Raw genomic sequence first — 26,332 nt, 5'->3', positions numbered from 1 at the left:
GTGGCGAAACGTTAGGGGCTGTGTCACGACAATGCAACACTCTTGAAAATGTTTCACCGCGGGGTGTAGAACCGACGCGGACCCCAATTCCAGCCCAGGAGGAAACATGCGCCGCACCGTCTTCGATGAGGACCACGAGTCCTTCCGTCAGACGCTCCGCTCGTTCATCGAGGCCGAGGTGGTGCCCCACTACGACGAGTGGTTCCAGGCCGGCATCGTGCCGCGCGAGCTGTACGGCAAGCTCGCCGAGCTCGGCATCTTCGGGATCAGCGTCCCCGAGGAGTACGGCGGCGCCGGGATCGAGTCCCACAAGTTCCTCGCGATCCAGTACGAGGAGACGTCCCGCGCGGCCACCACCTTCGGCGGCTCCGGCGTCCACGTGCTGCTCGCCCTGCCGTACCTGAAGATGCTCGCCACCGAGGAGCAGAAGCAGCGTTACTTCCCCAACTTCGTCAGTGGCGAGGAGATGTGGGCTCTGGCGATGACCGAGCCCGGCACCGGCTCCGACCTGGCCGGCATGCGGACGACCGCAAAGAAGGACGGCGACGAGTACGTCCTCAACGGCGCGAAGACCTTCATCACCGGCGGCGTGCACGCCGACCGGGTCATCGTCGCGGCCCGCACCAGCCCGCCCAAGGACGACGACCGTCGCTTCGGCATCTCGCTGTTCGCGGTCAACACCCACTCCCCCGGCTACACAGTGGGCCGCAAGCTCGACAAGCTCGGGCTGCGCACCTCCGACACCGCCGAGCTCTCCTTCGTCGACGTCCGGATCCCCGCCGAGGACCTGCTCGGCGAGGAGAACATGGGCTTCAGCTACCTCGGCCGCAACCTCGCCTCCGAGCGCTGGGGTATCGCGTACGGCGCCTATGCCCAGGCCGCGGCGGGGCTCCGGTTCGCCCAGGCGTACGTCGAGCAACGCACCGTCTTCGGCAAGTCGGTCGCCTCCTTCCAGAACACCAAGTTCGAGCTGGCCGCCTGCAAGGCCGAGGTCGACGCGGCCCAGGCGGTGGCCGACCGGGCGCTCGAGGCGCTCGACGCCGGCGAGCTGACGCCTGCCGAAGCCGCGTCGGCCAAGCTGTTCTGCACCGAGGTCGCCCACCGGGTCATCGACCGCTGCCTGCAGCTGCACGGCGGCTACGGCTTCATCAACGAGTACCCGATCGCCAGGCTGTACGCCGACAACCGGGTCAACCGGATCTACGGCGGCACCTCGGAGATCATGAAGACGATCATCGCCAAGGACATGGGCCTGTGAGCGCCGACGGTGTGACCGACCGGCCGATCGCGGTCATCGGCGCCGGGACCCTGGGCCGGAGGATCGCCCTGATGTTCGCCACCGGCGGCGGCACCGTGCGGATCTGTGACCTCGACGCGGGGCAGCGGGCCGATGCGGCGGCGTACGTCGAGGAGCAGCTGCCCGACGTGCTCGCCTCGGTCCCGGGCAGCTCCGCGGCGACGCTGGAGCTCACCGACAGCATGGCTGACGCCGTGGCGGACGCCTGGCTGGTCGTCGAGTCGCTCCCCGAGCGCCTCGACGTGAAGATCCCCGTCTTCGGACAGCTGGACCGGCTGGCGCCGGCCGACGCGATCATCGCGACCAACTCATCGTCGTACCCCTCCCGCGAGGTGATCGCGGAGGTGAGCCGGCCGGAGCGGGTGCTGAACATGCACTTCTTCATGCCTCCGGCGGCGGTGGCCGTGGAGCTGATGACCTGCGGGCAGACCGATGAGACGGTGCTGGACCGGCTGATGGCGGCCCTCCCCCGGTTCGGGCTCACGCCGTTCCGCGCGCACGCGGAGTCGCGAGGCTTCATCTACAACCGGATCTGGGCCGCGATCAAGCGCGAGGCGCTGATGGTGGTCTCCGAGGGTGTCGCCTCCCCCGAGGAGGTCGACGCGCTCTACGCCAAGGTGACCGGCCAGAAGGAGGGCCCGTTCCGCAAGATGGACCGGGTCGGGCTGGACGTCGTGCTGGACATCGAGGAGAACTACGCCGCCCACCGCGACGGGATCCCGGAGGGCCCGCGCGCGGTCCTCCGCGACTACCTCGCCCAGGGCCGGCTCGGCGAGAAGTCGGGCCGCGGCTTCTACGACTACGAGGAGCAGGCATGACCGACCCGCTGTTCAGCGGTCTCAAGGTGATCGACTGCGGCAGCTACATCGCCGGCCCCGCCTCGACCACGATCCTGTCCGATCTGGGGGCAGACGTGATCAAGGTCGAGCCCCCCGGGGCCGGCGACCCCTACCGCCAGCTGCCCCGGCTGCCCGGCAACCCGGTCAGCGAGCGCGAGTTCGCCTGGATCCACGGCAACCGCAACAAGCGCGGCCTGGCGATCGACCTCGGCTCCGCGGAGGGCCGGCGGATCATGCACGAGCTCGTGGCGCAGGCCGACGTGTTCGTCACCAATTACCCGCTCGCCGTGCGGACGAAGCTGCGGATCGACCACGAGACGCTGATGGGCCTCAACGACCGGTTGGTCTACGGCTCCTTCACCGGGTACGGCGAGGCGGGTGCCGAGGTCGCGAAGCCGGGGTTCGACGCCACGTCGTACTGGGCGCGCTCGGGGATGATGGACCAGGTCCGTCCGTCGTACGACGCAACACCGGCACGCGCCGTCGTGGGCCAGGGCGACCACCCCTCCGCGATGACCCTGTACGCCGGGATCGTGACCGCGCTCTACCAACGCGAGCGCACCGGACGCGGGACCAAGGTGTCCTCCTCGCTGCACGCGAACGGGCTGTGGGCCAACTCCTACCTGGCCAGTGCCGCGCTCTGCGGCGCCGAGTTCATCCCGCGGCCGCGCCGCGAGGAGCTGTTCAACGCGCTCAGCTGCCACTACCGGGCGCAGGACGGGAAGTGGCTGCTGCTCACGATCCTCAACGAGGACCGGCACTGGCCGGTGCTGGCGCGCTGCCTGGACCGTGAGTGGCTGCTCGAGGACGACCGGTTCGCGACGAAGCCCGACCGGCTGCGCAACGCCCAGGAGCTCATCGCGCTGCTCGACGCGGCGTTCGCCGAGCACCCCCGGGCCCACTGGGAGCGGCTCCTGGCCGAGCACGGCATCGTCTTCGACATCGTGGCGACGCCGGCCGACATCCCGCACGACCAGCAGCTGCGCGACAACGGCGTCGTCCTCTCCTTCGCCGAGGACGAGCAGGCCGGCGCGATCGCGGCACCGTTCCGCCTCGACGGCGTCGAGCCGGTCGCGCCGCGGCTGCCCCCGGCGATCGGCCAGCACACCGACGAGCTGCTCGCGGAGCTGGGCTACGACGCCGCCGCGATCGCCGAGCTCCGCGCGAACGGCTCGGTGTCCTGACGTGCCGGTCGTGCTCGTGGTCGGAGCGGGCGTCATCGGCCTGTCCTGGTCGCGGCTCTTCGCCGAGCACGGGTGGCAGGTCCGGGTGTCCGACGTCCGTGCCGACCTCGCCGAGGTCGTCGCGGCCGAGCTGGCCGGGCTCGACGGCGTGACGGTCACGCCCGACCTCGCGGCCGCGGCCGTCGACGTCGACTTCGTGCAGGAGGCCGGTCCGGAGCGGATCGAGGTCAAGCAGGAGCTGTACGACGTCCTCGCGGCCCACACCCGCGACGACGTCGTCCTCGCCTCCTCGTCGTCCTCCCTGCTGCCGTCGCGGATCGCGGAGGGCAACCCGGCGGCGGACCGGATCCTCATCGGCCACCCGTTCAATCCGCCGCAGCTGATCCCGCTGGTCGAGGTAGTGCCGTCACCGGCCACGAGCGCGGAGGCCGTGGAGCGGGCCATGACGGTCTACCGCGAGCTCGACCGGCTGCCGATCGCGCTGAAGAAGGAGATCCCCGGCTTCGTGGGCAACCGGCTGCAGAAGGTGATCAACGAGCAGGCGACGTACCTGGTGCAGCAGGGAGTCGTCAGCGTCCCCGACCTCGACGAGCTGTTCAAGGCCTCGCTCGGGCTCCGCTACGCGACCGTCGGGCCGTTCGAGAGCCGCCGGCTCGGCGGCGGTCCGGCCGGCATGCGACACCTCGTCGAGCACGTGGGGTCGCAGATGCGCTTCGAGAACGGCATGCCCGACCGGGACCGGATGGACGAGGTCATCGCCCAGGTGGAGGAGACGTACGGCGCCGACGAGGCCAGCTACCGGCAGCTGGCCGAGCGCCGCGACCGGCGCACCCGCGCGGTCGCGGAGGCATTGCGCGCCAGCGACGAAGGAGAGCAGGGATGAGCGAGCTCGGGCAGATCCTGGCGCTGGCGATCCGCCACGACTCGATCGTGCGGATCGACCTGGACACCGGCACGATCGAGACCTTCCTCGCCGACGCCGGCGCGCGCCCCGACGGGATCGTGGTGCGGGGCGGATCGGCGTACTGGACGACGATGGGGCGACCGACCTTCACGCCCGGCGAGCCGCCGAGCGAGAAGACCTCCGACTACACCCACGTCAACGGCGGCGTGCACGCGATCGACCTCGACGGCACGCACCTGCGAGACGTCGTGCCGGTCGGCGCGATCACGACGGGCAAGCAGCTCGCGTGCGACGGCGAGTGGCTGTACTGGAGCGATCGCGAGGGCTGCCGGGTCAGCCGGGTGCGCCTCGACGGCACCGGGCTGTCGGACCTGGTCGTCCGCGACCCGGCCGAGGGCATCGACGCGCAGTGCGTGGGCGTCACGGTGGACCCGGCGAACGGACACCTGTACTGGACCCAGAAGGGTCCCGCGAAGGGCGGGCGCGGCCGCATCTTCCGCTGCTCGCTGGAGGCCCCCGAGGATCCGGCCGTCCGTTCCGACATCGAGACGCTCTGGGACGGGCTGCCCGAGCCGATCGACCTGGAGCTCTCCGACGGCTGGCTCTACTGGACCGACCGCGGCGCGGCGCCCGACGGCAACACCTTGAACCGCGCCCCCATCCCGGGCCCCGGCGAGCGCGGGCAGGCGCCCGAGATCCTCGTCGACGGCCTGCGCGAGGCGATCGGCCTGGCCGTCGACACCACCCGCGGGTGGGCGCACGTGTCCGACCTCGGCGGCACCATCACCTCGGTCGCCCTGGAAGCCGGCCCCGACGGCACGCGCGAGGTACGCCGTGTCGACGCCGGTGCGCCGACCACCGGCATCACCCTGTGGCCGGTCCGTTGACACCCGCGGGCGTCGTCCGCTGTCCTATCCATACCGACTAACCCGTATGTAACCATCTCGGAGGAACCCCATGCCCCATCGATCCCTGACCCGGCGGCGTCGCGCCGTCGTCGCCCTCGCAGCAGCCGCCTTGAGCGTGACCGGCGTCGCCGTCGCCGGCGCCGCCCAGGGCCCGGCGGGCGGCGCCACCGGCGACCTCACCCAGCAGGCCCACGACGCGGCCCTGCCGGCGTACGTCATCGGCTACCCGCTGGTGGTGATGCGGCGGACGGAGGCCGTCCAGACCTGCGCCACGGGCGTCAACACGCTGCACCACGCCGCCCGCCTGTTCACCTCCGCGGACCGCGACGTGGTCACCCCGAACAACGACACCATCTACTCCATGGCATGGCTGGACCTGCGCCCCGGCCCGCAGCGGCTGTCCCTGCCGCCGGCGTCGGACCGCTACTTCAGCTTCGGCTTCCTGGACATGTACACCGGCGTCTTCGACGTGGCCCACGGCGTCCCCGGCACCCGCAGCGACGTGTACGTCGTCGGGCCGGACTGGCACGGCACAGCGCCCGCCGGCGTCCGGGTCGTTCACTCACCCACCAACGACGTCTGGGCCATCGGCCGCACGTTCGTCAACGGCCCCGCCGACCTCGACGCGGCCAAGGCCTTCCAGCAGGGCTACCACCTCAGCGGGCCCGCGGGCACCCCGGTCGTGCCGCCCGGCACCGACTGCAGCACCCTGCCGACGCCGCAGAGCGTCGACACCGAGGGCGCGGGCTTCTTCGACGAACTGGACGCCGTGCTCCGGGCCGACCCGCCGACCAAGGACGAGCGCACCCAGCTCAAGCCGCTGCTCAGGCTCGGCCGCGCGGGCCACCTGCCCGGCGCCGGCTCCGACCCGGCGATCGTGGCCGGCCTGGAGTCCGCGATCCACGACGCCCAGGCTCAGATCGACGCGCGGGCCCGCACCCGGGAGAACGTCGCGAACGGCTGGAGCTGGAGCCTCGGGCACGGCATCTGGGGCACCGACTACCTCCGGCGGGCGATGGTGACGAAGTACGGCCTGGGCGCGCTGCCGGCCAGCGAGGCGATCTACTACCGGGCCGCGACCGACACCTCCGGCGCCCCGCTGAGCGGTGCATCGACGTACCACCTGCACCTCGCGGCGGATCAGCTGCCGCCGGCGGGCGCCTTCTGGTCGGTCACGATGTACGACGCCGCGAGCCGGATGCTCGTCGACAACCCGATCGACCGGTACGCCTTCAACAGCGCCAGCCCGGACCTGGTCCGCAACGCCGACGGCTCGATCGACATCACCATCCAGAACGCCGCACCCACCTCTCCGGATGCGAACTGGCTGCCGGCGCCCACGGGTGCGTACTACCTGATCCTGCGCGTCTACGTGCCGCAGCAGGCAGCGCTCGACGGCAGCTGGACCCCGCCGGCGCTCCAGGCCGGCTGAGACCGACAGCACGACGCCCCTGCACCCGTCGGGTGCAGGGGCGTCGCCGTTCCTGGGCGGGGCGGCGCTCAGCCGCCCTCGAAGATCCGGCGCGGGACGTCGACCAGCATGGTGTCGATCTGCTGCTGGGTCACGCCGTGCTCGAGGACGTAGGGGAAGACGTCCTGGAAGAGGTGGGTGAAGTGCCACTGCGGGAGCAGCGGCATCACGTCGGGCTGGATCCAGTCGATGTAGCAGGACGCGTCCTGGCTGAGCACCATCTGGTCGGCGTACCCACGCCGCACCATCTCGACGAGGGTGTCGGCGCGCGCCTCGAAGGTCGTGTCCAGGTTGATGCCGAAGCGGTCCATGCCGAGGATGAAGCCGGCATCGGCGAGCGCGGTGAGGTGGTCGCAGTCGGTGGTGTCGCCGCTGTGGCCGAGGACGATCCGGCGCGGGTCCACGCCCTCCTCGTCGCACATGACGCGCTTGACGTGCAGCCCCGCCTCCGTGCCGGGGTGGGTGTGCACGGTGATCGGTACGCCGGTCTCCAGGTGGGCCTTCGCGACGGCGCGCATCACCCGCTCGACGCCGGGCGTGAGCCCGTTGTGGTCGATGGCGCACTTGAGCATGCCGGCCTTGACGCCGGTGTCGGCGATGCCCTCGCGGATGTCGTGGACGAACATGTCGACCATCGGGTCGGGGAGGTCCGCGCCGAGCGCCTCGTTGAGCGCGGGGCCGCGGTAGTGGAAGAACTTGGGCACGTCGTCGTAGGTGTAGATGCCGGTGGCCACGACGATGTTCAGCGGCACTTGCTCGGCGATCCGCTGGATGCGCGGGATGTAGCGGCCCAGCCCGATGACGGTCGGGTCGACGAAGGTGCGCACCCCGGCGTCGTACGCCGCCTGGAGCTTGGCGACCGCGTCGCTGACGCGCGCCTCCTCGTCGCCCCAGTGCTCGGGGAACTCGGCCTGCACCTCGGGGGTCAGCACGAAGACGTGCTCGTGCATCAGCGTCACCCCGAGCTCGCCGCTGTCGACCTGACCCCGAACGGTCTCCACCATCGCCATGACCTCTCCCATCGATCGGCCACCCGAGGACATTCCGACCGGGTGGTATGCGGAGCGTAGCCACCGCTCGCGGCCGCGTCGAGGGGCGTGGGCCCTGCGCCCGGCGCGTCTTCAGACCGGCGCCCGGTCGCCGCGCCACCACAGCAGCTGCAGCGCCGCGCCGACGGCCACCGGGTTGTCCGCGAGCGGCCGCGGGAGCAGCTCGTCGCAGCGCGCGAGGCGCCGCACGATGGTGTTGCGGTGGGTGTACAGCGCCTCGGAGACCCGTACGGCGTTGCACTGCTCGTCGAGGTAGGTGCGCAACGTGAGCTGCAGCTCCGGGTCGGCGGTCGCGAGGTCGCCCAAGGTGTCCGCGATGAACTCGTCGGCCCGGCCCACGTCGCCGCTGAGCAGCGCCACCAGCTGGGCGTCGGCGTAGCTCCCCGCCCGCCGCGAGGTCGCCAGCGTCGCCATCATCCGCTGCACCGCGGCAGCCTCGAGGTGGCTCTGCCGGAAGCCGTCGAGGTCGGCGCGCGGCCGGCCCAGCGCCACCTGGACGCCGGTGAGACCGACGAGCTCGGCCTCCAGATCGGCCATCCGGGGCAGGCCGTCGACGGGCAGCCAGATCCACAGCGAGGAGCCCGTGGCGAGCACGGTCAGCCGCCGGCTGCCCCCGGTCAGCCGCAGGACGTGCTCCGCCGCGGTCTCGAGCTGCTGCCCGGTCGCTCCGGTCCCCCAGACGATCGCGGCCAGGTGCGGGCCGGTGAGCGCGTAGCCGAGCCGCGACTCGGCGGCGGCGCGCGGAACGGGCGCGCCCTCCAGCAGCAGCGACACCGTCGCGAGCCGCTCGGCGTGGGTGCCGTGGGTCAGGTCCTCGCGCTCGTGGCGCATCACCTCGGCGACGGCGGCGATGGTGTCGTCGACGAAGGTGCTCATCGACCGCGAGGTCACCGAGAGCACCTCCTGCAGCAGCGCCGAGTCGGAGGTCAGCCCGAAGCAGACGTCCATCCAGCGTCGCCACAGCACGTTCTGTCCCAGGCGCCAGGTGTGCAGCGCGGTCTCGTCCAGGTCACGGCGTACGACGTCGCGGGTCGCCTCCAGCACGGCCGGGCTCAGGTTGGGCGCGACCCGGGCTCCCGGGTTCTGCAGGTTCGCCGCGGTCCAGTACGCCGCATTCGACATGTTGGCGTTGCGCAGGCCCTCGGCGAGCACCGGATCGGCGTACATGGAGGCGGTGAGCTCGTCGTTCTGGCCCGCCTCGTTGAGCTCCTCGATCCAGTCGTGGGCGCTCTCCATCGCGAGCTCGACCGCGCGCCGGATGACCTCCTGGGCGGCCTTCGACGGCGGTGCCCAGTCCCTGCTCATGTGCACATTTCACACCATCGCGGACCCTGGTGTGGAGCATCTTGACCATCGCCGCCGACGGCTCGGGAGCGCACGCTGGTCGCATGAGCACCTCCACCACCGAACAGCTCGACGTCCTCGTCATCGGGGCCGGCATCTCCGGCATCGGCGCCGGCCACTACCTGAAGACCGAGCAGCCGTCGAAGACCTTCGCGATCCTCGACGCGCGCGACCGGATCGGTGGGACCTGGGACCTGTTCAAGTACCCCGGCATCCGCTCTGACTCCGACCTCTACACCTTCGGCTACGAGTTCAAGCCGTGGCGCGACAAGGAGACCATCGCGACGGCGCCGCGGATCCTCAGCTACCTCGAGGAGACCGTCGAGGAGAGCGGCCTCGCGCCGCACCTGCGCTTCGGCCACAAGGTCGTGCGCGCCGACTGGAGCAGCGCGGCTGCGCGTTGGCTCGTCGACGTCGAGGTGACCACGCCGGAGGGCACCAGCACGCAGCAGATCAGCGCGCGCTGGATCTTCTGCGCCGCGGGCTACTACCGCTACGACGAGGGCTACACCCCCGAGCTGCCCGGCATCGCCGACTTCGAGGGCCAGGTCGTGCACCCGCAGCACTGGCCCGAGGACCTCGACTACGCCGGCAAGAGGGTGGTCATCATCGGCAGCGGCGCCACCGCGGTCACCCTCGCCCCGTCGATGGCCGGCACCGCCGGCCATGTGCAGATCCTGCAGCGCACCCCGAGCTACATCCTTCCGGTGCCGAAGGAGGACGGCGTCGCGCGCCTCGCGAAGCGCTGGCTGTCCCCCGACCGCGCCCACCGCGTGATCCGCGCGAAGTTCGTCCAGCAGCAGCGGCTGGTCTACGGCTTCGCCCAGACCTTCCCGAAGACGGCGCGCAGCCTGATCCGCTCGGTCAACATCAAGGCGCTGCCGGAGGGCTATCCGGTCGACGAGCACTTCAACCCGCCGTACGACCCGTGGGACCAGCGCCTGTGCGCCGTGCCGGACGGCGACCTGTTCCGGGCCATCCGGCGCGACGAGGTCGAGATGGTCACCGACCGGATCGAGACCTTCACCCCGACCGGGATCCAGCTGACGTCCGGCCGGCACCTCGAGGCCGACCTCGTCATCACCGCGACCGGGCTCAACCTGCAGATGCTCGGCGGCCTCGCCCTCAGCGTCGACGGCCGGGCGGTCGACCCCGCGGAGACGGTCGCCTACCGCGGCACGATGCTGAGCGGCGTACCGAACCTGGCGATGGCCATCGGCTACACGAACGCCTCGTGGACGCTGAAGATCGGCCTGCTCTGCGAGTACTTCGTCTCGATGCTGGCCTACCTCGACGAGCACGGGTACGACGCCGTGTGGGCCGCCGCGGACCCGGACATGGAGACGCGGCCGCTCCTCGACTTCAAGGCCGGGTACGTCCAGCGGGTGCTGGCGACCCTCCCGAAGCAAGGACCGACCGCGCCGTGGTCGACCTCGCGCAGCTACGTCGACGACCGCAAGCTGATCCGCGGCGGGAAGCTCGCGGACGAGTACCTGCACTTCACCCGCGCGACCGCGGGGGTGGTGCGGGCCGAAGCACCGGTCAGCTGATCGGGCCGCCTGGGATCAGGCGCGCGGGACGTCGTTCGGCTCGACGTACGTCGTCCGGCGGCCGTCGTGGACCACGTCGGTCCGCCGGCGGGTGCCCCAGATGACCATGGTCACGACCAGCCCGATCACCCCGACGACCATCATGATCGTGCCGACGGTCTGCAGGTCGATGCCGCTGACCTGGGCGTCGACCGCCCACTTGAGGATGGCGCCGACGGCGATGAGGAAGAGACTTGCACCGATACCCATGATGTTCCTCCCAGGGTTGCGACACGGTTGACGCCACACGGTGCCCAGGCTCGCCCGGATGATGCGTCCTCGTCTCAGCCGACGCTGCGCAGGAAGGCGGCGTAGTCGGCGGCCGCGCGGCCCGGGATCTCCACCATCGGCATGTGCCCGATGCCCGGGTAGGTCACCGAGATCGCGTTCGGGATGCCCTCGGCCCAGACGCCGGCCGCTGACGGCGCGACGAGGCGGTCGAGGTCGCCCCACATGACCAGCGTGGGGGCGGTGATCTCGGCGAGGTGGTCGTCGAGCAGGTCGCGCTCGTAGAAGCCGTCGAAGATCTCGGCCAGCTGGGGCTCGCGGTCGACGTACTGCTGGGCCATGGCCGCCTTCACGATCCTCGGCGCGTACGGCGGCTTGGCCATCGTCATCGCGAAGAACGGGTAGAACCGCAGCGGGTCGCGGAAGAGGAACGGGTTGGTGCCCTGGGCGAGCATCACCTCGGCGTCGCTGGGGACCGGGGCCTTCACGCCCGCGGCGTCGGACAGGCAGATCGAGCGAGTGCGCTCGGGGTAGGCGCGGGCGAAGCTCGCCACGACGAAGCCGCCCATCGAGTTGCCGATCAGGTGGGCCCGCTCGATGCCCAGGTTGTCGAGCAGCCCCGCCACCCGCGCCGCCTGGGCCGGGGCCGAGTAGTCCGCACCGGCCACGAACGGGGTGTCGCCGTGGCCGGCGAGGTCCGGGATGACGACGTCGTACCGGTCCACGAAGCGGCGCGCGAACCGCGACCACAGCTGCCGGTCCGCCGAGTAGCCGTGCACCATCACGATCACCGGCGCCCCCACGGGACCCGCGCGGTGGTAGGCCATCCGCAGCCCGTCGACGTCGGCGTACGCCGTCCGCAGGCCGGCCCGCTTCGCATCGGCCTTCATGCCGGCGGCGTACAGCTTCGCGCCGAGGCGCACGTATCGGTCGGATCGAGTCATGGGGCCAAGGATCGCGGCGCCGCCGGCGGTGCGGAAGGTTCACTTCGAACCTCGGGCCCGGTCGGGTGGTGCAGGCTGTCCGCCCGGCCCGGCGGCCCGTGACAATGCGAAGAGCCCCGGCTGTCAGCCGGGGCTCTTGCACTGTTGGACTCGCTGCGCGCCTGTGCCGCTCGCTGGCGCTCGCGGCGCAGCGCGCTCGCTCGGCGCAAGATCTCCGGCAAGCCCCTCGCGCAGGTCGAACGCGAAAGCCCCCCGCGCCTTCCGGCGCGAGGGGCTTTCCTGCGATCTTGACCTCGCTCGCGCGCCTGTAGGGATTCGAACCCCAAACCTTCTGATCTGGAGTCGCGGCGCCTGGAGCTGGCGCCCGTGGGCGGGCGTGAGCGCGCAACGGTAGCCGAGGCCGCCGGCCGTGCCGGCGCCCGGGTCATCCCGTTCCCGCTGGGCCGCCGGAGGGCGTCGTGACCACGTTGACGGCCACGGCCCGGGAGACGATCCGCTGGTCGTACTGGGGGGACGACCAGCGGATCAAGGTCACGATCGCCGGCTACATCCGCCGGTACTTCGGTGACGGCCCGTGGCGCGGCGACAAGTGCGGGTGCGTCGACGACCGGTGCATCGGCTTCCACCACGACGAGCACGAGGAGTGCCACTGCCTGACTGCGTGGCTCGAGGAGTGGATCCGCGAACAGCGCGCCGCGCTGGCCGCCGAGCCCATCTGGGCGGCGTACCGGGCCGCGGTGGAAGCGAACGACGGCCGGGGCGACCAGGAGGCCTACGAGGCCGCGTGGGCGGCTGCTGAGGCCTGGGTCCGCGAGTTCAAGAGCCGCGCCGTGGTGTCGTTCTCGCTGGACACGGTCGTCGACGGCCGTCGCGGGATCTCGATCCGCACCAGCTACAACGACCAGGACTGGTTGGTCTGGAAGGCGCCCATCGAGGCCGTGAGGGTCGGAGGCGACGGTGCCCAGCGGGTGTGAGTTCGCGCTCTGCTCGCGGCCGGCGGAGGTTGAGGCGATCTTCGCCTCCGGCCAGGTGATGGCCCTGTGTGCGCGCCACATCACGCCGGCCTGCGAGTGGGGTCGGCCGTTCCCATTGGAGGCTCGGGTCAGGGCGTTGCGCGAGGCTTCGTGACGACGGCGCCACAGCCGCCCGAGCCAATTTCGCTGACCCGATCTGACTACGTCTCTTGGGACCCTCCTGGGACCTTGGACCTACTACTGCCGGGTAGCGGTCACGAAGGTAAAGAAACCTTCGGCGTGCCGGGTTTGCTGACAGATATTCCTTTCCTGGTGGGACCAGGTACACAACATCGAGCGCAGTGGGAATGGCAGACAGCGATCGTCGAGTGGGAGCGCTTCGCGCGCCTGCACAGGGGGCCTGAGACGACGATCCGGACACGGAAGGACCACCTTCGGCTGCTCGCGAAGTCGATCGGCGTCGGACCGTGGGACGTGACCGGCGAGCAGCTGCTCGAGTGGTTCGCCGGCCGGTCGTGGGCGGCGAACACCTACCGGTCGCGACGCACGACCATGCGGGCGTTCTACAAGTGGGCGCTCGAGGCCGGGAAGGTCGAGACATCGCCGGCGATCGTCATCCCGGTAGTGGCTGCTCCGCCACCGAACCCGTCACCGGTGCCTGATCGTGTCTACGACGCCGCACTGACGACCGCCGACGAGCGCGTCACGCTGATGTGCATGCTCGCGGCCGGACATGGCCTGCGGCGCGCCGAGGTTGCCGTCGTGCATCCGCAGCGCGACCTGGTCGAGGACCTCGACGGGTGGTCGCTGCTGGTGCACGGCAAGGGCGGCAAGACGCGCCTGGTGCCGCTCGAGGCGGAGACGGCGCGGCTGCTGCGGGCGCTGCCGCCAGGGTATGCGTTCCCGGGACGGATCGACGGTCACCTCTCGCCCCGGTACGTCGGGATCCTGGTCTCGCGTCAACTCGAGGGTGCGTGGACGATGCACAAGCTGCGGCACCGTGCGGGGACCTACTTCGCTGAGGACGCCGAGCACGACATGCGGGTGGTCCAGGAGCTGCTCGGGCACGCGAACCTCAACACGACGATGCTGTACGTGAAGGTGAACCAGAAGCGCGCCCGAGCGGCGATCGAAGCTGCGAGGTCGACGCCCGCCGCGGCGCGGGAACGCCGGCTCGGCCGGTCATCCGCTTGACCGGGTGTATATACACCCGTTACGCGCGGCCGAGCTCCGCGCTGACCCCCCTCTAGCGTCGCCGGGGTGCCTGACAAGCCCGCGACGCCGATACGGACGTTTCGGGCTCCGGACGAGGAGTGGGACCTCGCGTTGCGGATCGCGGCGTCGAGGGGCGAGACCGTCACCGACGTGTTGAGACGGGCTCTGCGGCGCTACATTCGCGAGGCCGATACCGAGATCTCCGAGGACGAGGCTTAGAAGAGGCCGGCGTCGTCGACTTGGGTGGGTGGCGCCTCGTTGGTCTGGCGCTCGAGCTCGTCGATGCGAGCGACGTGCTCGGTGTACTCGGTGTACTCGTCGGCGAGCTGCTGGTGGGTCTCGGCGTCGACCTCCATGCGACGGACCTGCTGGAGGCCGATGGCGTGCTTGTGGCCGTCGGTCATGGTGGCGAGCTCGCTTCGGAGCCGTTCGGCCTCCTGGTGGTGCCAGGTGGCGGTGTCGACGAGGTTCTGGCGGCGGGTCACTCGGTCACCGCTTCGGCGATCGCGTCGGCGGCGTCGTCGGCGGCCGCGGCGTAGAAGGCCATCGTGGTACTCACCGAGGCGTGTCCCATCTGGTCTGCGAGTGCCTTGGGGTCCTTGGTGCGCTGGTAGGCCAGGGAGCCGTAGCGGTGGCGGAGCTTGTGGAAGGTGATGTCGACGCCGGAGGCGTGGATGGCTCCGTTGACCTTCCGGCCGAGAGTGTCGATGGACCAGCCTTCGGCGCGGCCGGTGACGACGTTGCCGTCGTGAGGCTGGCCGAGCTCGTCGATCAGCTTGGCGGAGAGCTTGATGAGGCGGGTTTTGTTGCCCTTGCCGAGGACGCGGGCTCGGTTGGTCTCGAGGTCGATGTCGGCCCATTCGAGCCGAGCTGCCTCGGAGACCCTCAGTCCTGCCCATGCTCCGAGCAGGATCGCGCGGCGGAGCGCCGGGCCGTCCTTGGGGAGGAGGGCGACGAAGGTGAGCATGGTCTCGAACTCGCGGCGGGTGGCGGGTCTGGGTGTGCCACTTGCGACGTGCGGCGACTGGATACGGACTGTGGGGTTGTCGGCACGGTGCTCCCAGACCTGGCACCAGGTGTAGAAGGTCCGGAGGATCGCGAGCTCGTTGGCGCGGCTGGTGTCGGCCCGCGGGAGGCCGGTGGGGAGGGTGCGGCGGCTGTCCCACCATGCCTCGATGTCCTCGCGGGTCGCGGTGCCGGGGTTGCCGATGGCGCGGAGCACGGAGCGACGTCGGCGGATGGTGTTCTTCGGCTGCCGTTCGCGTTCGCACCAGGCGAGGTACGCCGCGGCGATCGGGTCGGTGAGCTCGGGCGGTTGGCGGGTCACGAGGCCCCACTCTCGGGCCGCGGCGTCATGCGGTGAGCTCGTCCTGGATCGCGGAGGCTGGGCACCAGTCCTCGTGCGGCGGGTCGGCGTTGTGGCAGGTGCAGCAGTGTTCCTGCGCACGTCGGATGATGGCTTCGGCCCGATCGGGGATGGCCTCGAGCGCGGCCATCGCGAACGGTAGGGCCTGCTCGCGCAGCTGTAGTTGGTCGAGCGGGCTGAGGTGTCCGAAGTCGAGCTCCAGGCGCTGAGCGATGCGGCGCGCGATCGCGTCGGTGGCGACGGTGAGCTCGTGCTCGGTGGCCCTCACCGCTTGCCTCCGGGGCGTCGGCGGCCGCGGCGCGGTGCGGTCGGCGCCGGACTCTCGGGCGGTCGCGGGTGCGCGCCGACCGGGCAGCTGGCGAAGTGTGTCATCGCGGAGTACTCCTGGGGCCGGTCGGTCGACGAGCTCGCCGCGGGCGAGGACCCGGGCGGTGAGCCGGCTGCCATGGGTGGGCCGGACAGCGACGTTGCCGGCGAGGTTCTCGACGGGGTCGATCGGCATGGCCTTGCCGCCGCGGCCGTTCGGACCGGCGACGGTGATGGTCCAGACGATGTCGCGGCCGCAGCCCTCGCAGACGCCGGCGGGGCTGAGGTCGGAGGTCGGGATGTGCCGCGGTGGGAGTGCGAGGTCGTCATTCGGCACGGATGCTCACCCTTTCGGCGGGGATGTGCTCGGTGGCGTAGCGGTGGCGGCCGAGGCTGGTGACCTTGAAGAAGCCGGCGCCGGTGAAGTAGGCCTCGCGGCGAGCCTTGACGATCTCGTCGGGCCGCAGGTCCTCGAGGCGGCGCTCGGTGTTGGTCAGCTGCTCGCGAAGGTGGCCGGCGAGGGCCTGGCAGCGGTTGACCTGGGCGTTGAGGTCGCGGATCTCGGCGACGGCGAGCCGGTGTGTCTCCTCGAGCGCGTAGAGTCGCTCGACCTCGGCCTGGAGCTCGGGGTCGAGGTAGTTGCGGGCGAGGGCGCGGAGGCGGCCGGCGGTCTGGCCCTCCAGCGTCACCACTGCTGCTCCGCTGTGACCTTGGAGATCGCGGGGTCTCGGTCGTACCGCTTGAAGGCCTCGTTGAGAGCCTGGTCGCCGCGGTAGGTGGCCTCGTGGACGAGGAGCTGGGTCTTGCCGGTGCCGGAATAGGCACGCATGCGCCAGGGGCGGGTCGCCTTGTCAGGCGACGGGCCGGTCACGACGTGGTCATCATGGGGTCCATGGTGCCGGGTGCTGCCGACGGCGCCCTGGCGCCACGCCGCTCCGTCCCGTGTAACGACAGTTATCGGGATGGATTGTCGGTGGGTGGTGTGACGCTGGCGGGCATGGGGATGACCGACGGGATCCGGATCGCGAAGATCAACGGCACCGCGGCGCGCATGGCCCACGCGCTCCACGGAGCTCCGTCACCAGCCGTCCGGACCCGGCCGACCCGCGAGCAGGCGGTGGCCGAGATCGTCGCGGCCACCGACGGCCGAACCGACCTGCTCGATCGCGTCGCCGGCGAGCTGCTCGGCGCCTGGGAGGCCGACCAGGTCACCTACTGGATCGCCGAGCGCGCTGTCCCGCTGCTGCGCGCTGCGGGGGCCGACGGCGAGCGGATGGAGCCCTGGCGGGTCGCGATGCGTGAGGAGCTCACGGCGCGGGCCTCGCGCCGCGGTGGCGAGCCGTGGAACGCGGGTCAGGCGCGACAGGTGGTGTAGGTCGCGGAGTCGGCGGCGGCGGAGTACTTCTTGATCGGCTGGCCGGTGATCGCGATGAACTGGTCCTTGCCGGTGGCGTCCTGGTGGATGTACATCGAGGAGCCGTCGGTGCAGTCAGTCGAGCCGACGTCGACGAGGGTGTCGCCGTCGAGGCAGCCCTTGTAGCCGGCCGGGAGGACCTTGCCGACCGCCCACACCTCCGCGCAGCTCGGCTGTGCGGAGTCGCTCGAGGCGCTGGAGGTGGCGCTCGTCGACGTCGCCGGTGACGGGACGCTCGCACCGTTCGTCGTGTCGTTGTTGCTGCCGCAGGCGGTCACGGTAAGTGCGAGGAGGGCAGTGGCTCCGAGAGCGATGGGGGTACGCATGACGGGGAGGTTAGCGCCGGAACGACGACGCCGCCCCGGTCTCCAGGGAAGTCGGAGACCGGGGCGGCCAGACAGGGGCGTGCGCGAGCTACACGTGTCTCGAGCGGCCGGGCGGGTTCTGCTCGCTGAGCAGCTTCGTGAGTTCGCGGGCGGTCTCGTGTGGCTCGTTCGCGCCGTGGACCACGATCTGGTGGATCTTCGGGCGGACGGGCTGCTCCTTGAGGTTCGCGTGCGCCAAGAGGCTCGACAGGCTGACGACGAAGTTGAAGACAGCCACGAGGATCACCAGGGGCGGCGGAGCGTGCTCGAGGCCGAACCAGGCTCGGGTCCAGGGCAGGCACACGATGAGCAGCGCGATCGCACCGCCGGCCGCGAGGACGCCGTACACGGCGCCTCGGAACCGGGGCGGTACGCCGCGCAGCAGGTCGATGAGCTGCATCGCGAGGGTGAGCAGGGCAGACACGTGAGTTACTCCTTCTCGGGGTCGGTCGTCTCCCACGGCGGGAGGTCGACGGTCTGGCCGGCGAGGGCGTGGGTGCTGTCGCCGAGGAACTGGATGCGGCCGTCGGTGACGAACGAGTGGCAGCGTGGGTGCTGCTTCTTCCACTCTTCGGTGACGTCCCCGTAGAACCCGTTGACGAGCACCGAGGGCGTGAAGGTCGGCCGCTCGAGGTCGCCGTTGAATACCCAGCCGTTCGGGGCCTCGACGACGACCCCGTGCACGCGGTCGCAGCCCGGGCAGCGGAAGTGGACGCGGCGGCCGGGCGCGGTGCCGTTGCTGGCGTACTTCGCCCGGGCGGTCACCGGGCGCTCCGGGGGAACCAGGTGAACAGGCCGCGCTTGTGGTCGGCGTTCTGGCGCGCGTAGTGGACGGTGCTCGCATGGCCAGGGGCGCCGTGGTTGACGCCGGCGTACAGCAGGCCGGGGCCGGTGAGGCGGGTGTAGCCGTGGAAGGTGAACCGCTTGGGCCGGTTGATGTCGCCGACGGGGAAGACGACGTCGCAGTGCCGCTCGAGGTAGCGGAGCCGCTGCTCGATGACGAGGCGGTGCTGACGCCAGCGCCACCGGATCAGGGGCGCGGCGATGATCTGCCGGCCGCGGGGTCGCCACCCGCCGGGGGCCATGTGTGTGGCGAGGAGCCCGACCCGCGGCCCGCCGCCGGCGTGGTCGAAGATCCCCCAGGTGTGGTGGCGGTCGGGCATGATGCCGCGGATCGCCTTGCAGCCGAACTCGACACCGCCCTCGACCTTGGTCCAGTCGTCGGTGTGCACGATCGGGCAGTCCGAGCCGGTCACGCCGACGCGGTTCTGGCCGAACACGTCACGGATCACCTGCTTGATGTCCGCGCCGGTGATCTCGGTGAGCCCGGCCAGGCCCGAATCGCCGAGCGCCTTGAGCAGCTGCTCGGCGTCATGCTTGACCTTCGCGGCCGACAGCGGCGGCCGGGACCGAGAGGGCGCGACCGAGACGTGGAACGGGTGCTCGATGATCGGGCGGGTCACAGCTCGGCCCTGGCGTCGTCGACGAGCTCGACGACCTTCGCGATCGCGTAGCCGAGGTAGACCATGCCTGCGCCGATCACCGCGGCCGCGCCGGCGGGCCACAGCGGGAGCCCGTCGAAGCGGATCCGGGGGCGGTTCATCGGGTCGGGATCCCGTGCTTGGCGACCCAGCGGTCGTAGTCGAACGCCGCGATCCGCCGCGGCCGGTACGTCCGGTCCATACGGGCGGCGTGCTGCCCAGCGAGGCCCTCGGCGGCGTTCATGTAGTCGACCAGCTGCGAGGACGTCGAGCCGGGGTGGCCCTGGGATGCGCCGCCGTCGACGTAGATCCCGACCTCGGTGGTGAAGTGCTTCAGATCGGCCGGGAGTGGGAAGCCGTGGACGTGGTACGCCGAGGGGCTGGCCCAGGTGCCGGTGTGGCGCCACCAGGCCGCGGCGCAGTGGTTGCGGAAGAACCGCTGGAACCGGAGCCAGCGCCAGGTGAGGGTGGGGCGGCCGAGGGTGCCGATGAACCCGAAGTCGAAGACGGCGTCCTTGTCGTGGGTGCCGGCGGAGGCGGCGACGCCGGTGTCGTAGCAGGGCTGGAGCATCACGAGCCGCGCCCGGGGGAAGATGCGGGCGAAGTCGGCGATGATCCAGTCCAGCCAGGCGACGGTTCGGCGGCTGGCCCGGAAGGTGTGCCCGAGGCGGGTCACGGTGATGAGGTCGGTCTGCTTGAGACCGGGGCTCGTGGGCATGGCGGGACTCCTGACGTGGATGCGGGTGGATGCGAACCAGCCCCTCGCCGAGCATCCGGACGACGAGGGGCTGGGGACTGCTGTGCGACCTGCTAGTCGAGGTCGGCGGGCGGTTCGGCGTGGAGCGCGGTGTCGATGACGCGGAGCACGCTCTTGGAGGCTTCGGCGGCGTTGGCAAGGGTGTCGGCCGCGACGACCAGCTCATCGGCGAGCACGGTCTCGATCCGCTCGAGGCGGTCTGCCTGGTCGTCGAACCTGCGGTCGCCGTCCTCGAGGCGGGTGCGGACCTCGCCGAGTACCCGTTCGAGCCGTGTGGCCTGGTCCTTGAGGCTGCTGCCGCCGTTGGGGTGGAGCTCGTGGTGCATGCTCGTGGCGAGTCGGGTGAGCGTCTCGAGCGCGGCCCTGAACTCGGAGATGGCGCGGCCCTGGTCGGCGACCTGCTGCCCGATGGACGGCTTGGCCGGTTGGGCGGGTTCTCCGGTGATGGGGTTGGCCGGGATTGCGTCGCGGCCGAGGAGGACCTCGTTGGTGGCCTTGCGCTCGTCGGCGCGAGCCTTGACCCGCGGGCGGGCCCAGCGCCACCAGCCGAGCGCGATCCCGGCGAGGGTGATCAGGCTGATGATGGTGTCGACGTGGTCCTTCACGTCCGGCATCTCAGGACGTCGGTCCGGCGTACTCGACCTCAATGGCGATCTCATTCTGGCTGCCGTCGGTGCTGACGCGGGTGCCGCTGCTCTGCTGGACGACCTTCATGCCGATCACGTCGCCGGCGTTACAGGGGACGGTGACGGTGCCGCTGACGGTTGTGGACCCGTTGGAGAACAGGGCGAACGGGACGCGGCCGATGGAGATCAACGGCGAGTGGCTGGATCCGGTGATCAGGACGTCGAGGTTGCCTGTCGCGTCACCTGTGCCCGCTGGGGCGGGGTTCGCGAGAGAGAACACGCCCGTGAGGCGCCAGAGTCCGGTGATCGGGATGGTGATGCCTGAGGAGCTGACGGTGAGCCCGCCGCGGTTGTAGGTCGTCGAGTTGAAGGAGACTGCGGTGGAGGTCCCTGCGCCCGACGTGAACCCGGTCTGCACGCCGATGCGCTGGCGCCGGGCGGCGGGCCGCTGTGCGAGCTTGTCCTCGGTGACGGATCCATCGATGAGCTTCGCGGTGGTGACGGAGATGTCGGCGAGCTTCGCGGTGGTGACGGATCCATCGATGAGCTTCGCGGTGGCCACCGAGACGTCGGCGAGCTTCGCGGTGGTGACGGAGCCGTTGCCGAGCTTGGTGTTGGTCACGGAGCCGTCGGGAGGGGTGCGCTGGTCGGAGAGGCGGGAGTCGTCGGCCCTGACGATCTGTGCCGGCGTACTGGTGCCTGAGGTGGCTACGGGGAGACGGGCGATGTCCACGGTGCCTGAGACGATCTGGGCCGCGTCGAACTGGATCGGCGCCCAGTTGCCTGCTCCTGCGGCACCGGTCTTGTTGATCTCGAGCTGCTGGGTGGTCGAGTTGAAGATGACGCGGCCGGCCCAGACGTCGACGCCGGTGAGGACGTCGCGGGCGGCGGTGGTGAAGGTCGTGATGCCGGGGTGTGCGTCGACCCAGTCGGCGAGGGCCTCGAGGTCGGTGGGGACGTCGTTGGGGGCGGTACCTACGGGGTACGGGGCGCCCTTGGGGGTGGTGCTCATTGTGTCCGCTCCTTACTCGGGGAGGTGGTTGGTGGCGTCGTCGTAGGTCGGGAAGGAGACCTCGAAGTCGTCGTAGGTGGGGCCGTGGATGGTGCGCATGTGGTCGTAGCTGGCGCCGGCGGCGACCTCGACGACGAGGACGATCCCGACGGGCTTCTGGGTGAGCGCGGCGGCCTTGAGGTCGTCGGCGGTGATGCCGGGCAGCAGTTCGCTGTCGTAGACGCGGACCGTGAGATGCCAGGGCGACCCGTCGCGCTCGAGGAGCGTCACGCGGCGGCTGCCGGTGAGGAACGGCACGATCGCGGCCTGGATCGCCGCGGGCGTTCCGCGGCGCCAGTAGGCGCGGTCCCGGACGAAGGATCGGGCTTCCTCGACGGTCAGGCCGCCGGGGACGCGGGAGCCGATGGCGTCACCGAGCCAGGCAGGGTCGGGGGTCGCGTCGAGGTCGAACACGGCCGCCCATCCGCGGGGCGTCGCGGCGATGCGGGAGTCGGTGTCGTCGAGTGGCGCTGCGAGAGCGTCGATGATCTGCTCGAGCAATGGGCCTGCGGCGGCGCGGTAGCCCTCCCCCAGGGCGTCGAGAATCCGGAGTGCGGCCGGAGTGGTCACGAGACCGTCCCGGAGATCGTCGAGGGCGACGTTGCGGCGTCGAGGGGGGTCGGGAGTGCGGCAGGGCCGGTCATGAGGTGGTCGGCCGCGGTGCCGTTGATGGTGATGGTGTCGACGTAGGCGACACCGGCGACGGATCCGAGGATGCGGACGGCGTCGAAGATCCGGACGGTGAGGGTCTCGACCCATGCCTGCTCGTCGTCGCTGGTGCGGCCCCAGCTGGTGAGCCAGTCGGCGAGCGCGGCCTCGGTGTCGGCGAGGACGGCGGCGTGGTCGGCGCCGGCCTCGGCCACGACGTCATAGACCAGGTTGATCGGCTGGTAGGTCGGGGAGGCGACGTGGACGATGAAGTTGACCTCGCGGGCGGCCTCGAGCATGGCCTGCACCTGAGCCTGGAGGGGCGCGGAGACGTAATGCCCGGTCTCGTCGATCGGGAACACAGTGACGGTCCGCTCGGTCTCGACGGTCGGGTTGGCCGGGTCGTAGAGGTCGACGCCGAGGGCGCGGTGCACGCCTGGCACGGATCGGGCGAGGGCCTCGAGGTCGGCCCCGGTGACGCCGCCGGGGCGGAGTGTGGAGAGGTAGTCGGTGAGGCGGTCGAGGTAGTCCTCGACGAGCTCGGCGTCGGCGCCGTTGGTGGAGGCGGTGGTCGCGGATACAGCGTCGACGTTCGTGGTGACGGTGACGACGGTGAGGGGTCCGACGGGTACGCCGTTGGTGTAGTCGCCGACCTCGGACGCTACGAGGGTGACGGTGGCGCTGGTGCCTGCGACGCCGACGTCCTCGGAGAGCTCGAAAGCGACCTCGGCGCCCGAGGGGTTGACCCCGGTCGCGGTGAAGCCGGCAGGGATGATGGTGCCGGCAGCGTTGGTGGTGATGGTCGCCGTGATGGAGGCGGGCACGCCCGGGAAGGCGGGGAAGCCGAACGCGGTCTCGCCCATGGCCGCAACGGCCAGGTCGAGGATGTCGATCGTGGTCTGGTTCATGACCGCGATCTCACGGCCGAGCTCCTCGGCGAGCGCGACCTCGGGCGCGCCCTCGTAGGCCTGCCAACCGTCGAGGCGGTCGACGAGGCCGTCGAGGATGCGCGCAGCGACGGCGTCTTCGTCGGTGTCGATCACGGGCGGGTCGAACGGCATGGTCAGTCTCCGATCCGGTAGGTGCCGTCGCCGATGCTCTCGGCGAGTGGGGTGTCGAAGTCGTAGAGGTCGCCGTAGACCACGCCGAGCCGCAGGGAGGCTCCGAAGGTGCCGTCGCGGTAGTCGGTGAGGAGCGCGAGCGCGTCTCCGGTGAGGAGCGCGATGTCGAGCTCCTGGAGGTCGGCGCGTGGTTCCCACTCAGTGACGACGGCGTCGATCTCGGACGGGCTCACGCCGCCGAACACCGGGTCCGGCAGGCCGAAGTCGGGCACGCTGCGGCGCTCTCCTGGCCTGGTGCTGAGCAAGAGGCTGACCGACTGCGCGATGTCCTGCTCGCTGTTGTGCTCGACGGTCGCGAGGCCTCGGGAGGAGACCTGTAGCGGGAACGAGAGGTGCCGGGCCATGGATGCTCCGTTCGGTCGAAAAGCCGAGCGCCGCGCCCTGTGCGTGGGGCGCGGCGCGGTCCAGTTGTCGTCGCGTGGTTCTGGGGCGAAAGCGTCACGTTGCCGTGCACGATCCGAGCACCCGAGGTTCGGCATTCGCAGGGCAAGGGCACAAAGCGACGGTTAGGGTTCGCGGCATGACGACGACACTCGGGCAACAGGACCCGTTCGCCAGACACACGGGGCTCAGCAAGCAGACGCTGAAGCGGGCCGCGCGGAGTGTCGTGCAGGCCCAGAACGACTTCCGGACGACGCTGTCCTACCCGCGCGGCGACGTCAACCGGCACGAAATGAAGGCCCGGAAGAGGTTCATGCGTCAGCTGTTCCGCTACCTGAACTTCAACCAGATCAGCGGCGACTATGTCGAGTTCGGCTGCAACGCCGCGCTCACCTTCCGACTGGCCTACAACGCCGGCACGCTGACGGGGCAGGCCCGCCACCAGTGGGCCTGCGACTCGTTCGAGGGCCTGCCCGAGCACAAGAATCTCGACGCACATCCCGAGTGGGTGCCCGGCACCATGGCCACCGACCTGGACCGCTTCCGCGCGATGTGCGGCCGGAACGGCATGACCGAAGGTGCCGACTACACCGTGGTGCCAGGGTTCTACAGCGAGAGCCTGACCGCCCCCGGCGCTGTCTTGCCCGAGAAGATCGCCGCCGCCTACATCGACTGCGACCTCTACAGCTCAACCCAGGACGTCCTGCGCTTCCTCATGCCGAGACTGCGACACGGGATGGTGCTCGCCCTCGACGACTACTTCTGCTTCACCGAGGACGCTGTCGCCGGCAACCGCCTCGCGCTCGCCGAGGCGTTCGCAGACATCACCGACTGGCGGCTGGTGCCGTACCTCCAGTACGGGTGGAACGGGATGTCGTTCATCGTGGAGAGCACCAGCCTTCTGGCTTCTCCAACGCCGTGGTGATCCCTACAAGATGCCGGTCCACGTGGGCGACGTGCCCGCCGTGGTGACCATGTAGAGCCGCTGGTTCGCGGTCGTCGGGGTGTCGGTACGGAGGTACGCGTCGCCCAGGTTGTACGTCATCGAGCCGCCCGGCGTAGTCGGGGCGCCCGAACCTGACCAGATGCGCGACCCACTCGCCCCTGGCTGGATCGCGCCATTGCCCGAGCCGTTGTTGTCGACGGTGAGCACGCCGGCCGCGGTACGCCGGAGACGCGCGTCGGGAGCGACGGTGCCCCCGCCCCAGATGATCTTTCCGTCATCGGTAATGGCGAAGGACTGGTAGCCGCCGGTGCCGATGACGTAGTTCGACAGCGTGTAGTCGGCGGGGGCGTTGCTGTACTTCCGCAGACCGCCGATGGTGGCGTCATGCGCTCCGTCGGGGCCGAGCAGGCCGGGCATCCAGAGGTCACCCGTGAAGCGCACGGCGGCAAAGGTGCCGAACTTGAGCAGGGACGGGCCTGGGAACTGGACGCGGCCGTAGCACTGCATCGAGCTGGACACGTTGGCACTGATGAATCCGACCGTGTGGTTGTCGGTCTCGCCGACCCAGTCGAGCTCGTTCTGCATGAACCCGCGACCGGTGTCAGTGGTGTTCTGCGCGTTGTTGAACATCACCAGGGGCCATAGCGACGTACCGGCGACGCCGCCCTGGCAGTTGAAGATAGTCCCGAAGGTGCCGTGGTAGACCTGCGCGTCCTGGCCGATCTTGTAGGCGATCTGCTGGGAGGTGCCGAAGTACAGGGTGACGGTGCCCGTGAACGACGAGGGCATGGACAGCGTGAGGGTGTTGCCGGAGACGTTGCTGACGGTCGTGGCGCCCTGGATCGCGGTGTTGCTGGACTGGACCGCCATGCCGGTGGTGACGCCGGGGAAGCCGCCCGAGGCGACGGTCGCGGTGTTGGAGCCGTTGGTGACGGTGACGTTGGCGACGGTCGCGGTGACGGGGTTGGCCCACAGGCCCATCCGAACGTCGATGGCGCGGGTGTAGCCGAACGATGCGAACGGGCTGCCGGCGACGGTGAAGGCCCAGTTGGCTGAGTTGCCGACGCTGCGGCCGAACTCGATCCGGGTCATCAGCGTGCGCTCGGTCCAGTGGCTCCGGTTGATGAACTGGAGGCCGATGCCGCCCATGCCGTTGAAGCCGTCGATCTCGATGTCGTCGAGGTGGCCGCCGATGAGGTCGCCGTAGTTCATGCCGGTCGCGGTCGGGCAGGCGGCGCCGTTGATGGAGAACCCGCCGTGCTTGGCGGCTTGCCACACCGAGAAGGTGGACTGTCCGTTGATGTCGAGGACCACAAGGCCCGCGAGTGCGGCCGTGGGCTGGATGCGCGTGAGTGCCGATCCGTACCCGACGACCGACACCGTGCGCCCGTTGCCAACGACGGCGGGCGTGGTCTGGCGGAAGTCGCCGGGCGGGATCAGGATTGTGCCGCCACCGACTGCCGAGAGTGCGGTGTATCCGGCGTTGATGATCGCGCCAAGGTCGCCCGAGACGCCGGTCGGGTCCGCGCCACCATCGCGCACCACGTCGTACACCGCGTACTTGCCGACGTACCGAACATCTCCCTGGGCGGTGCCGATGTTTCCGGCCGTTCCGCCTGGCGCATACGCGGACGAAAGGGCGGCGTCGAGCGCGCCGGCGGCGCCGACCTTCGCTGCCACGTCGGCCTCGAGGGACGACTTGGTCTGGAGGAGTGCGTCGGCCGCGGCGCGGGCTGTGGCCTCCGCGCTGACCGCGGATGCGTTCGCGGTCTCGGCGCCCTGAGCCCGGGTCACTTCAGCGGCCAGGTCCGCCTGGTCGGCCTTCGTGGCGAGCTGGGTCGCCGCGGCTGCCTGGGTCTGGAACTTCGCGTCGGCGCCGGCCTTGGTGTAGCCGGTGATCGTGGTCATGTCGCGCGGCCCTCCG

33 protein-coding genes are annotated in these 26,332 nt (G+C 70.6%); 12 read left to right on the top strand and 21 right to left on the bottom strand.

What is annotated here, in order from left to right; translation table 11 throughout:
• Window positions 1–106: 106 nt before the first annotated feature.
• From ACYVAQ_RS20935 to ACYVAQ_RS20910, 6 genes are all read left to right on the top strand, one after another.
• Entirely contained in the window at window positions 107–1,258 is a 1,152-nt protein-coding gene (locus ACYVAQ_RS20935) for an acyl-CoA dehydrogenase family protein (protein ID WP_460792474.1), read from the top strand.
• The gene (locus ACYVAQ_RS20930; RefSeq protein ID WP_460792473.1) at window positions 1,255–2,115 is read left to right on the top strand and encodes a 3-hydroxyacyl-CoA dehydrogenase family protein; all 861 of its coding nucleotides are present in this window, start codon (window positions 1,255–1,257) and stop codon (window positions 2,113–2,115) included. Before ACYVAQ_RS20935 ends, ACYVAQ_RS20930 begins: the two co-directional genes overlap by 4 nt.
• On the top strand, window positions 2,112–3,320 hold the full coding sequence (locus ACYVAQ_RS20925; protein ID WP_460792471.1) for a CaiB/BaiF CoA transferase family protein: 1,209 nt from the start codon (window positions 2,112–2,114) through the stop codon (window positions 3,318–3,320). Before ACYVAQ_RS20930 ends, ACYVAQ_RS20925 begins: the two co-directional genes overlap by 4 nt.
• 1 nt (window position 3,321) lies before the next feature.
• Window positions 3,322–4,203: a 3-hydroxyacyl-CoA dehydrogenase NAD-binding domain-containing protein gene (locus ACYVAQ_RS20920; protein ID WP_460792470.1), complete on the top strand. Its 882-nt coding sequence runs from the start codon at window positions 3,322–3,324 to the stop codon at window positions 4,201–4,203.
• Window positions 4,200–5,111 carry an SMP-30/gluconolactonase/LRE family protein gene (locus ACYVAQ_RS20915; RefSeq protein ID WP_460792468.1) on the top strand — a complete coding sequence of 304 codons (912 nt, stop codon included), beginning with the start codon at window positions 4,200–4,202 and terminating at the stop codon, window positions 5,109–5,111. Before ACYVAQ_RS20920 ends, ACYVAQ_RS20915 begins: the two co-directional genes overlap by 4 nt.
• Before the next feature lie 70 nt (window positions 5,112–5,181).
• A complete protein-coding gene (locus tag ACYVAQ_RS20910) occupies window positions 5,182–6,564 on the top strand; it encodes a DUF1254 domain-containing protein (RefSeq protein WP_460792466.1) in 1,383 nt (460 codons plus the stop codon).
• A gap of 68 nt (window positions 6,565–6,632) precedes the next feature.
• On the opposite strand, the gene ACYVAQ_RS20905 is transcribed toward ACYVAQ_RS20910, so the two are convergent.
• Window positions 6,633–7,607, bottom strand: a complete 975-nt coding sequence (locus tag ACYVAQ_RS20905; RefSeq protein WP_460792464.1) for a phosphotriesterase family protein — start codon at window positions 7,605–7,607, stop codon at window positions 6,633–6,635.
• 117 nt (window positions 7,608–7,724) lie between these two features.
• The gene (locus ACYVAQ_RS20900; RefSeq protein WP_460792463.1) at window positions 7,725–8,957 is read right to left on the bottom strand and encodes a PucR family transcriptional regulator; all 1,233 of its coding nucleotides are present in this window, start codon (window positions 8,955–8,957) and stop codon (window positions 7,725–7,727) included.
• An 83-nt stretch (window positions 8,958–9,040) separates the two neighbouring features.
• On the opposite strand from ACYVAQ_RS20900, the gene ACYVAQ_RS20895 reads away from it, so the two are divergent.
• The gene (locus ACYVAQ_RS20895; RefSeq protein WP_460792462.1) at window positions 9,041–10,546 is read left to right on the top strand and encodes a flavin-containing monooxygenase; all 1,506 of its coding nucleotides are present in this window, start codon (window positions 9,041–9,043) and stop codon (window positions 10,544–10,546) included.
• 15 nt (window positions 10,547–10,561) lie between these two features.
• On the opposite strand, the gene ACYVAQ_RS20890 is transcribed toward ACYVAQ_RS20895, so the two are convergent.
• Window positions 10,562–10,795 carry a DUF6458 family protein gene (locus tag ACYVAQ_RS20890; protein WP_460792461.1) on the bottom strand — a complete coding sequence of 78 codons (234 nt, stop codon included), beginning with the start codon at window positions 10,793–10,795 and terminating at the stop codon, window positions 10,562–10,564.
• Window positions 10,796–10,869: 74 nt separating this feature from the next.
• On the bottom strand, window positions 10,870–11,757 hold the full coding sequence (locus ACYVAQ_RS20885; protein WP_460792460.1) for an alpha/beta fold hydrolase: 888 nt from the start codon (window positions 11,755–11,757) through the stop codon (window positions 10,870–10,872).
• Window positions 11,758–12,215: 458 nt separating this feature from the next.
• Between ACYVAQ_RS20885 and ACYVAQ_RS20880 the strand changes: the two genes are divergently transcribed.
• From ACYVAQ_RS20880 to ACYVAQ_RS20870, 3 genes are all read left to right on the top strand, one after another.
• Entirely contained in the window at window positions 12,216–12,731 is a 516-nt protein-coding gene (locus ACYVAQ_RS20880) for a hypothetical protein (protein ID WP_460792459.1), read from the top strand.
• 474 nt (window positions 12,732–13,205) lie between these two features.
• Entirely contained in the window at window positions 13,206–13,925 is a 720-nt protein-coding gene (locus tag ACYVAQ_RS20875; protein WP_460792457.1) for a tyrosine-type recombinase/integrase, read from the top strand.
• Between the two features lie 66 nt (window positions 13,926–13,991).
• Window positions 13,992–14,165, top strand: a complete 174-nt coding sequence (locus ACYVAQ_RS20870; protein WP_460792455.1) for a hypothetical protein — start codon at window positions 13,992–13,994, stop codon at window positions 14,163–14,165.
• Here ACYVAQ_RS20870 and ACYVAQ_RS20865 read toward each other — a convergent pair.
• The 5 genes from ACYVAQ_RS20865 to ACYVAQ_RS20845 are packed head-to-tail and all read right to left on the bottom strand — an operon-like array spanning window position 14,162 to window position 16,489.
• Window positions 14,162–14,431: a hypothetical protein gene (locus ACYVAQ_RS20865; protein WP_460792454.1), complete on the bottom strand. Its 270-nt coding sequence runs from the start codon at window positions 14,429–14,431 to the stop codon at window positions 14,162–14,164. The two genes, ACYVAQ_RS20870 and ACYVAQ_RS20865, sit on opposite strands and share 4 nt — an antisense overlap.
• Window positions 14,428–15,273: a tyrosine-type recombinase/integrase gene (locus ACYVAQ_RS20860; protein ID WP_460792453.1), complete on the bottom strand. Its 846-nt coding sequence runs from the start codon at window positions 15,271–15,273 to the stop codon at window positions 14,428–14,430. Before ACYVAQ_RS20860 ends, ACYVAQ_RS20865 begins: the two co-directional genes overlap by 4 nt.
• Before the next feature lie 25 nt (window positions 15,274–15,298).
• On the bottom strand, window positions 15,299–15,955 hold the full coding sequence (locus ACYVAQ_RS20855) for a hypothetical protein (protein ID WP_460792452.1): 657 nt from the start codon (window positions 15,953–15,955) through the stop codon (window positions 15,299–15,301).
• On the bottom strand, window positions 15,945–16,310 hold the full coding sequence (locus ACYVAQ_RS20850) for a hypothetical protein (RefSeq protein WP_460792451.1): 366 nt from the start codon (window positions 16,308–16,310) through the stop codon (window positions 15,945–15,947). The genes ACYVAQ_RS20855 and ACYVAQ_RS20850 overlap by 11 nt, the downstream gene beginning before the upstream one ends.
• A complete protein-coding gene (locus ACYVAQ_RS20845; RefSeq protein WP_460792450.1) occupies window positions 16,304–16,489 on the bottom strand; it encodes a hypothetical protein in 186 nt (61 codons plus the stop codon). Before ACYVAQ_RS20845 ends, ACYVAQ_RS20850 begins: the two co-directional genes overlap by 7 nt.
• Before the next feature lie 102 nt (window positions 16,490–16,591).
• On the opposite strand from ACYVAQ_RS20845, the gene ACYVAQ_RS20840 reads away from it, so the two are divergent.
• The gene (locus ACYVAQ_RS20840) at window positions 16,592–16,993 is read left to right on the top strand and encodes a hypothetical protein (RefSeq protein WP_460792449.1); all 402 of its coding nucleotides are present in this window, start codon (window positions 16,592–16,594) and stop codon (window positions 16,991–16,993) included.
• Here ACYVAQ_RS20840 and ACYVAQ_RS20835 read toward each other — a convergent pair.
• The 11 genes from ACYVAQ_RS20835 to ACYVAQ_RS20785 all read right to left on the bottom strand — a co-directional run bounded on the left by ACYVAQ_RS20835 (window position 16,972) and on the right by ACYVAQ_RS20785 (window position 23,425).
• A complete protein-coding gene (locus tag ACYVAQ_RS20835; protein WP_460792448.1) occupies window positions 16,972–17,358 on the bottom strand; it encodes a hypothetical protein in 387 nt (128 codons plus the stop codon). The genes ACYVAQ_RS20840 and ACYVAQ_RS20835 overlap by 22 nt on opposite strands.
• Window positions 17,359–17,446: 88 nt before the next feature.
• Window positions 17,447–17,821, bottom strand: a complete 375-nt coding sequence (locus ACYVAQ_RS20830) for a hypothetical protein (RefSeq protein ID WP_460792447.1) — start codon at window positions 17,819–17,821, stop codon at window positions 17,447–17,449.
• Window positions 17,822–17,826: 5 nt separating this feature from the next.
• Window positions 17,827–18,162 (bottom strand): DUF6527 family protein, encoded by a 336-nt coding sequence (locus tag ACYVAQ_RS20825; RefSeq protein WP_460792446.1) that lies wholly within the window; start codon window positions 18,160–18,162, stop codon window positions 17,827–17,829.
• Window positions 18,159–18,860, bottom strand: coding sequence for a hypothetical protein (locus tag ACYVAQ_RS20820; protein WP_460792445.1), 702 nt, complete (start codon window positions 18,858–18,860; stop codon window positions 18,159–18,161). Before ACYVAQ_RS20820 ends, ACYVAQ_RS20825 begins: the two co-directional genes overlap by 4 nt.
• Window positions 18,857–19,000, bottom strand: coding sequence for a hypothetical protein (locus ACYVAQ_RS20815; RefSeq protein WP_460792443.1), 144 nt, complete (start codon window positions 18,998–19,000; stop codon window positions 18,857–18,859). Before ACYVAQ_RS20815 ends, ACYVAQ_RS20820 begins: the two co-directional genes overlap by 4 nt.
• Entirely contained in the window at window positions 18,997–19,596 is a 600-nt protein-coding gene (locus ACYVAQ_RS20810) for a hypothetical protein (protein ID WP_460792441.1), read from the bottom strand. The genes ACYVAQ_RS20815 and ACYVAQ_RS20810 overlap by 4 nt, the downstream gene beginning before the upstream one ends.
• Window positions 19,597–19,688: 92 nt before the next feature.
• Window positions 19,689–20,240: a hypothetical protein gene (locus ACYVAQ_RS20805; protein ID WP_460792440.1), complete on the bottom strand. Its 552-nt coding sequence runs from the start codon at window positions 20,238–20,240 to the stop codon at window positions 19,689–19,691.
• Window positions 20,241–20,250: 10 nt separating this feature from the next.
• Window positions 20,251–21,273: a hypothetical protein gene (locus ACYVAQ_RS20800; protein WP_460792439.1), complete on the bottom strand. Its 1,023-nt coding sequence runs from the start codon at window positions 21,271–21,273 to the stop codon at window positions 20,251–20,253.
• Between the two features lie 12 nt (window positions 21,274–21,285).
• Window positions 21,286–21,882 (bottom strand): hypothetical protein, encoded by a 597-nt coding sequence (locus ACYVAQ_RS20795; RefSeq protein ID WP_460792438.1) that lies wholly within the window; start codon window positions 21,880–21,882, stop codon window positions 21,286–21,288.
• On the bottom strand, window positions 21,879–23,021 hold the full coding sequence (locus ACYVAQ_RS20790) for a baseplate J/gp47 family protein (protein WP_460792437.1): 1,143 nt from the start codon (window positions 23,019–23,021) through the stop codon (window positions 21,879–21,881). The genes ACYVAQ_RS20795 and ACYVAQ_RS20790 overlap by 4 nt, the downstream gene beginning before the upstream one ends.
• Before the next feature lie 2 nt (window positions 23,022–23,023).
• Window positions 23,024–23,425, bottom strand: coding sequence for a GPW/gp25 family protein (locus ACYVAQ_RS20785; protein WP_460792436.1), 402 nt, complete (start codon window positions 23,423–23,425; stop codon window positions 23,024–23,026).
• Between the two features lie 176 nt (window positions 23,426–23,601).
• Between ACYVAQ_RS20785 and ACYVAQ_RS20780 the strand changes: the two genes are divergently transcribed.
• Window positions 23,602–24,387: a TylF/MycF/NovP-related O-methyltransferase gene (locus ACYVAQ_RS20780; RefSeq protein WP_460792435.1), complete on the top strand. Its 786-nt coding sequence runs from the start codon at window positions 23,602–23,604 to the stop codon at window positions 24,385–24,387.
• A gap of 3 nt (window positions 24,388–24,390) precedes the next feature.
• On the opposite strand, the gene ACYVAQ_RS20775 is transcribed toward ACYVAQ_RS20780, so the two are convergent.
• Entirely contained in the window at window positions 24,391–26,316 is a 1,926-nt protein-coding gene (locus ACYVAQ_RS20775) for a hypothetical protein (RefSeq protein ID WP_460792434.1), read from the bottom strand.
• Window positions 26,317–26,332: the final 16 nt, after the last annotated feature.

The sequence above is a fragment of the Nocardioides maradonensis genome (genome assembly GCF_054777115.1).
The sequence above is the reverse complement of the archived record's forward strand: the minus strand, read 5'-3'. Positions and strand labels throughout refer to the sequence as shown.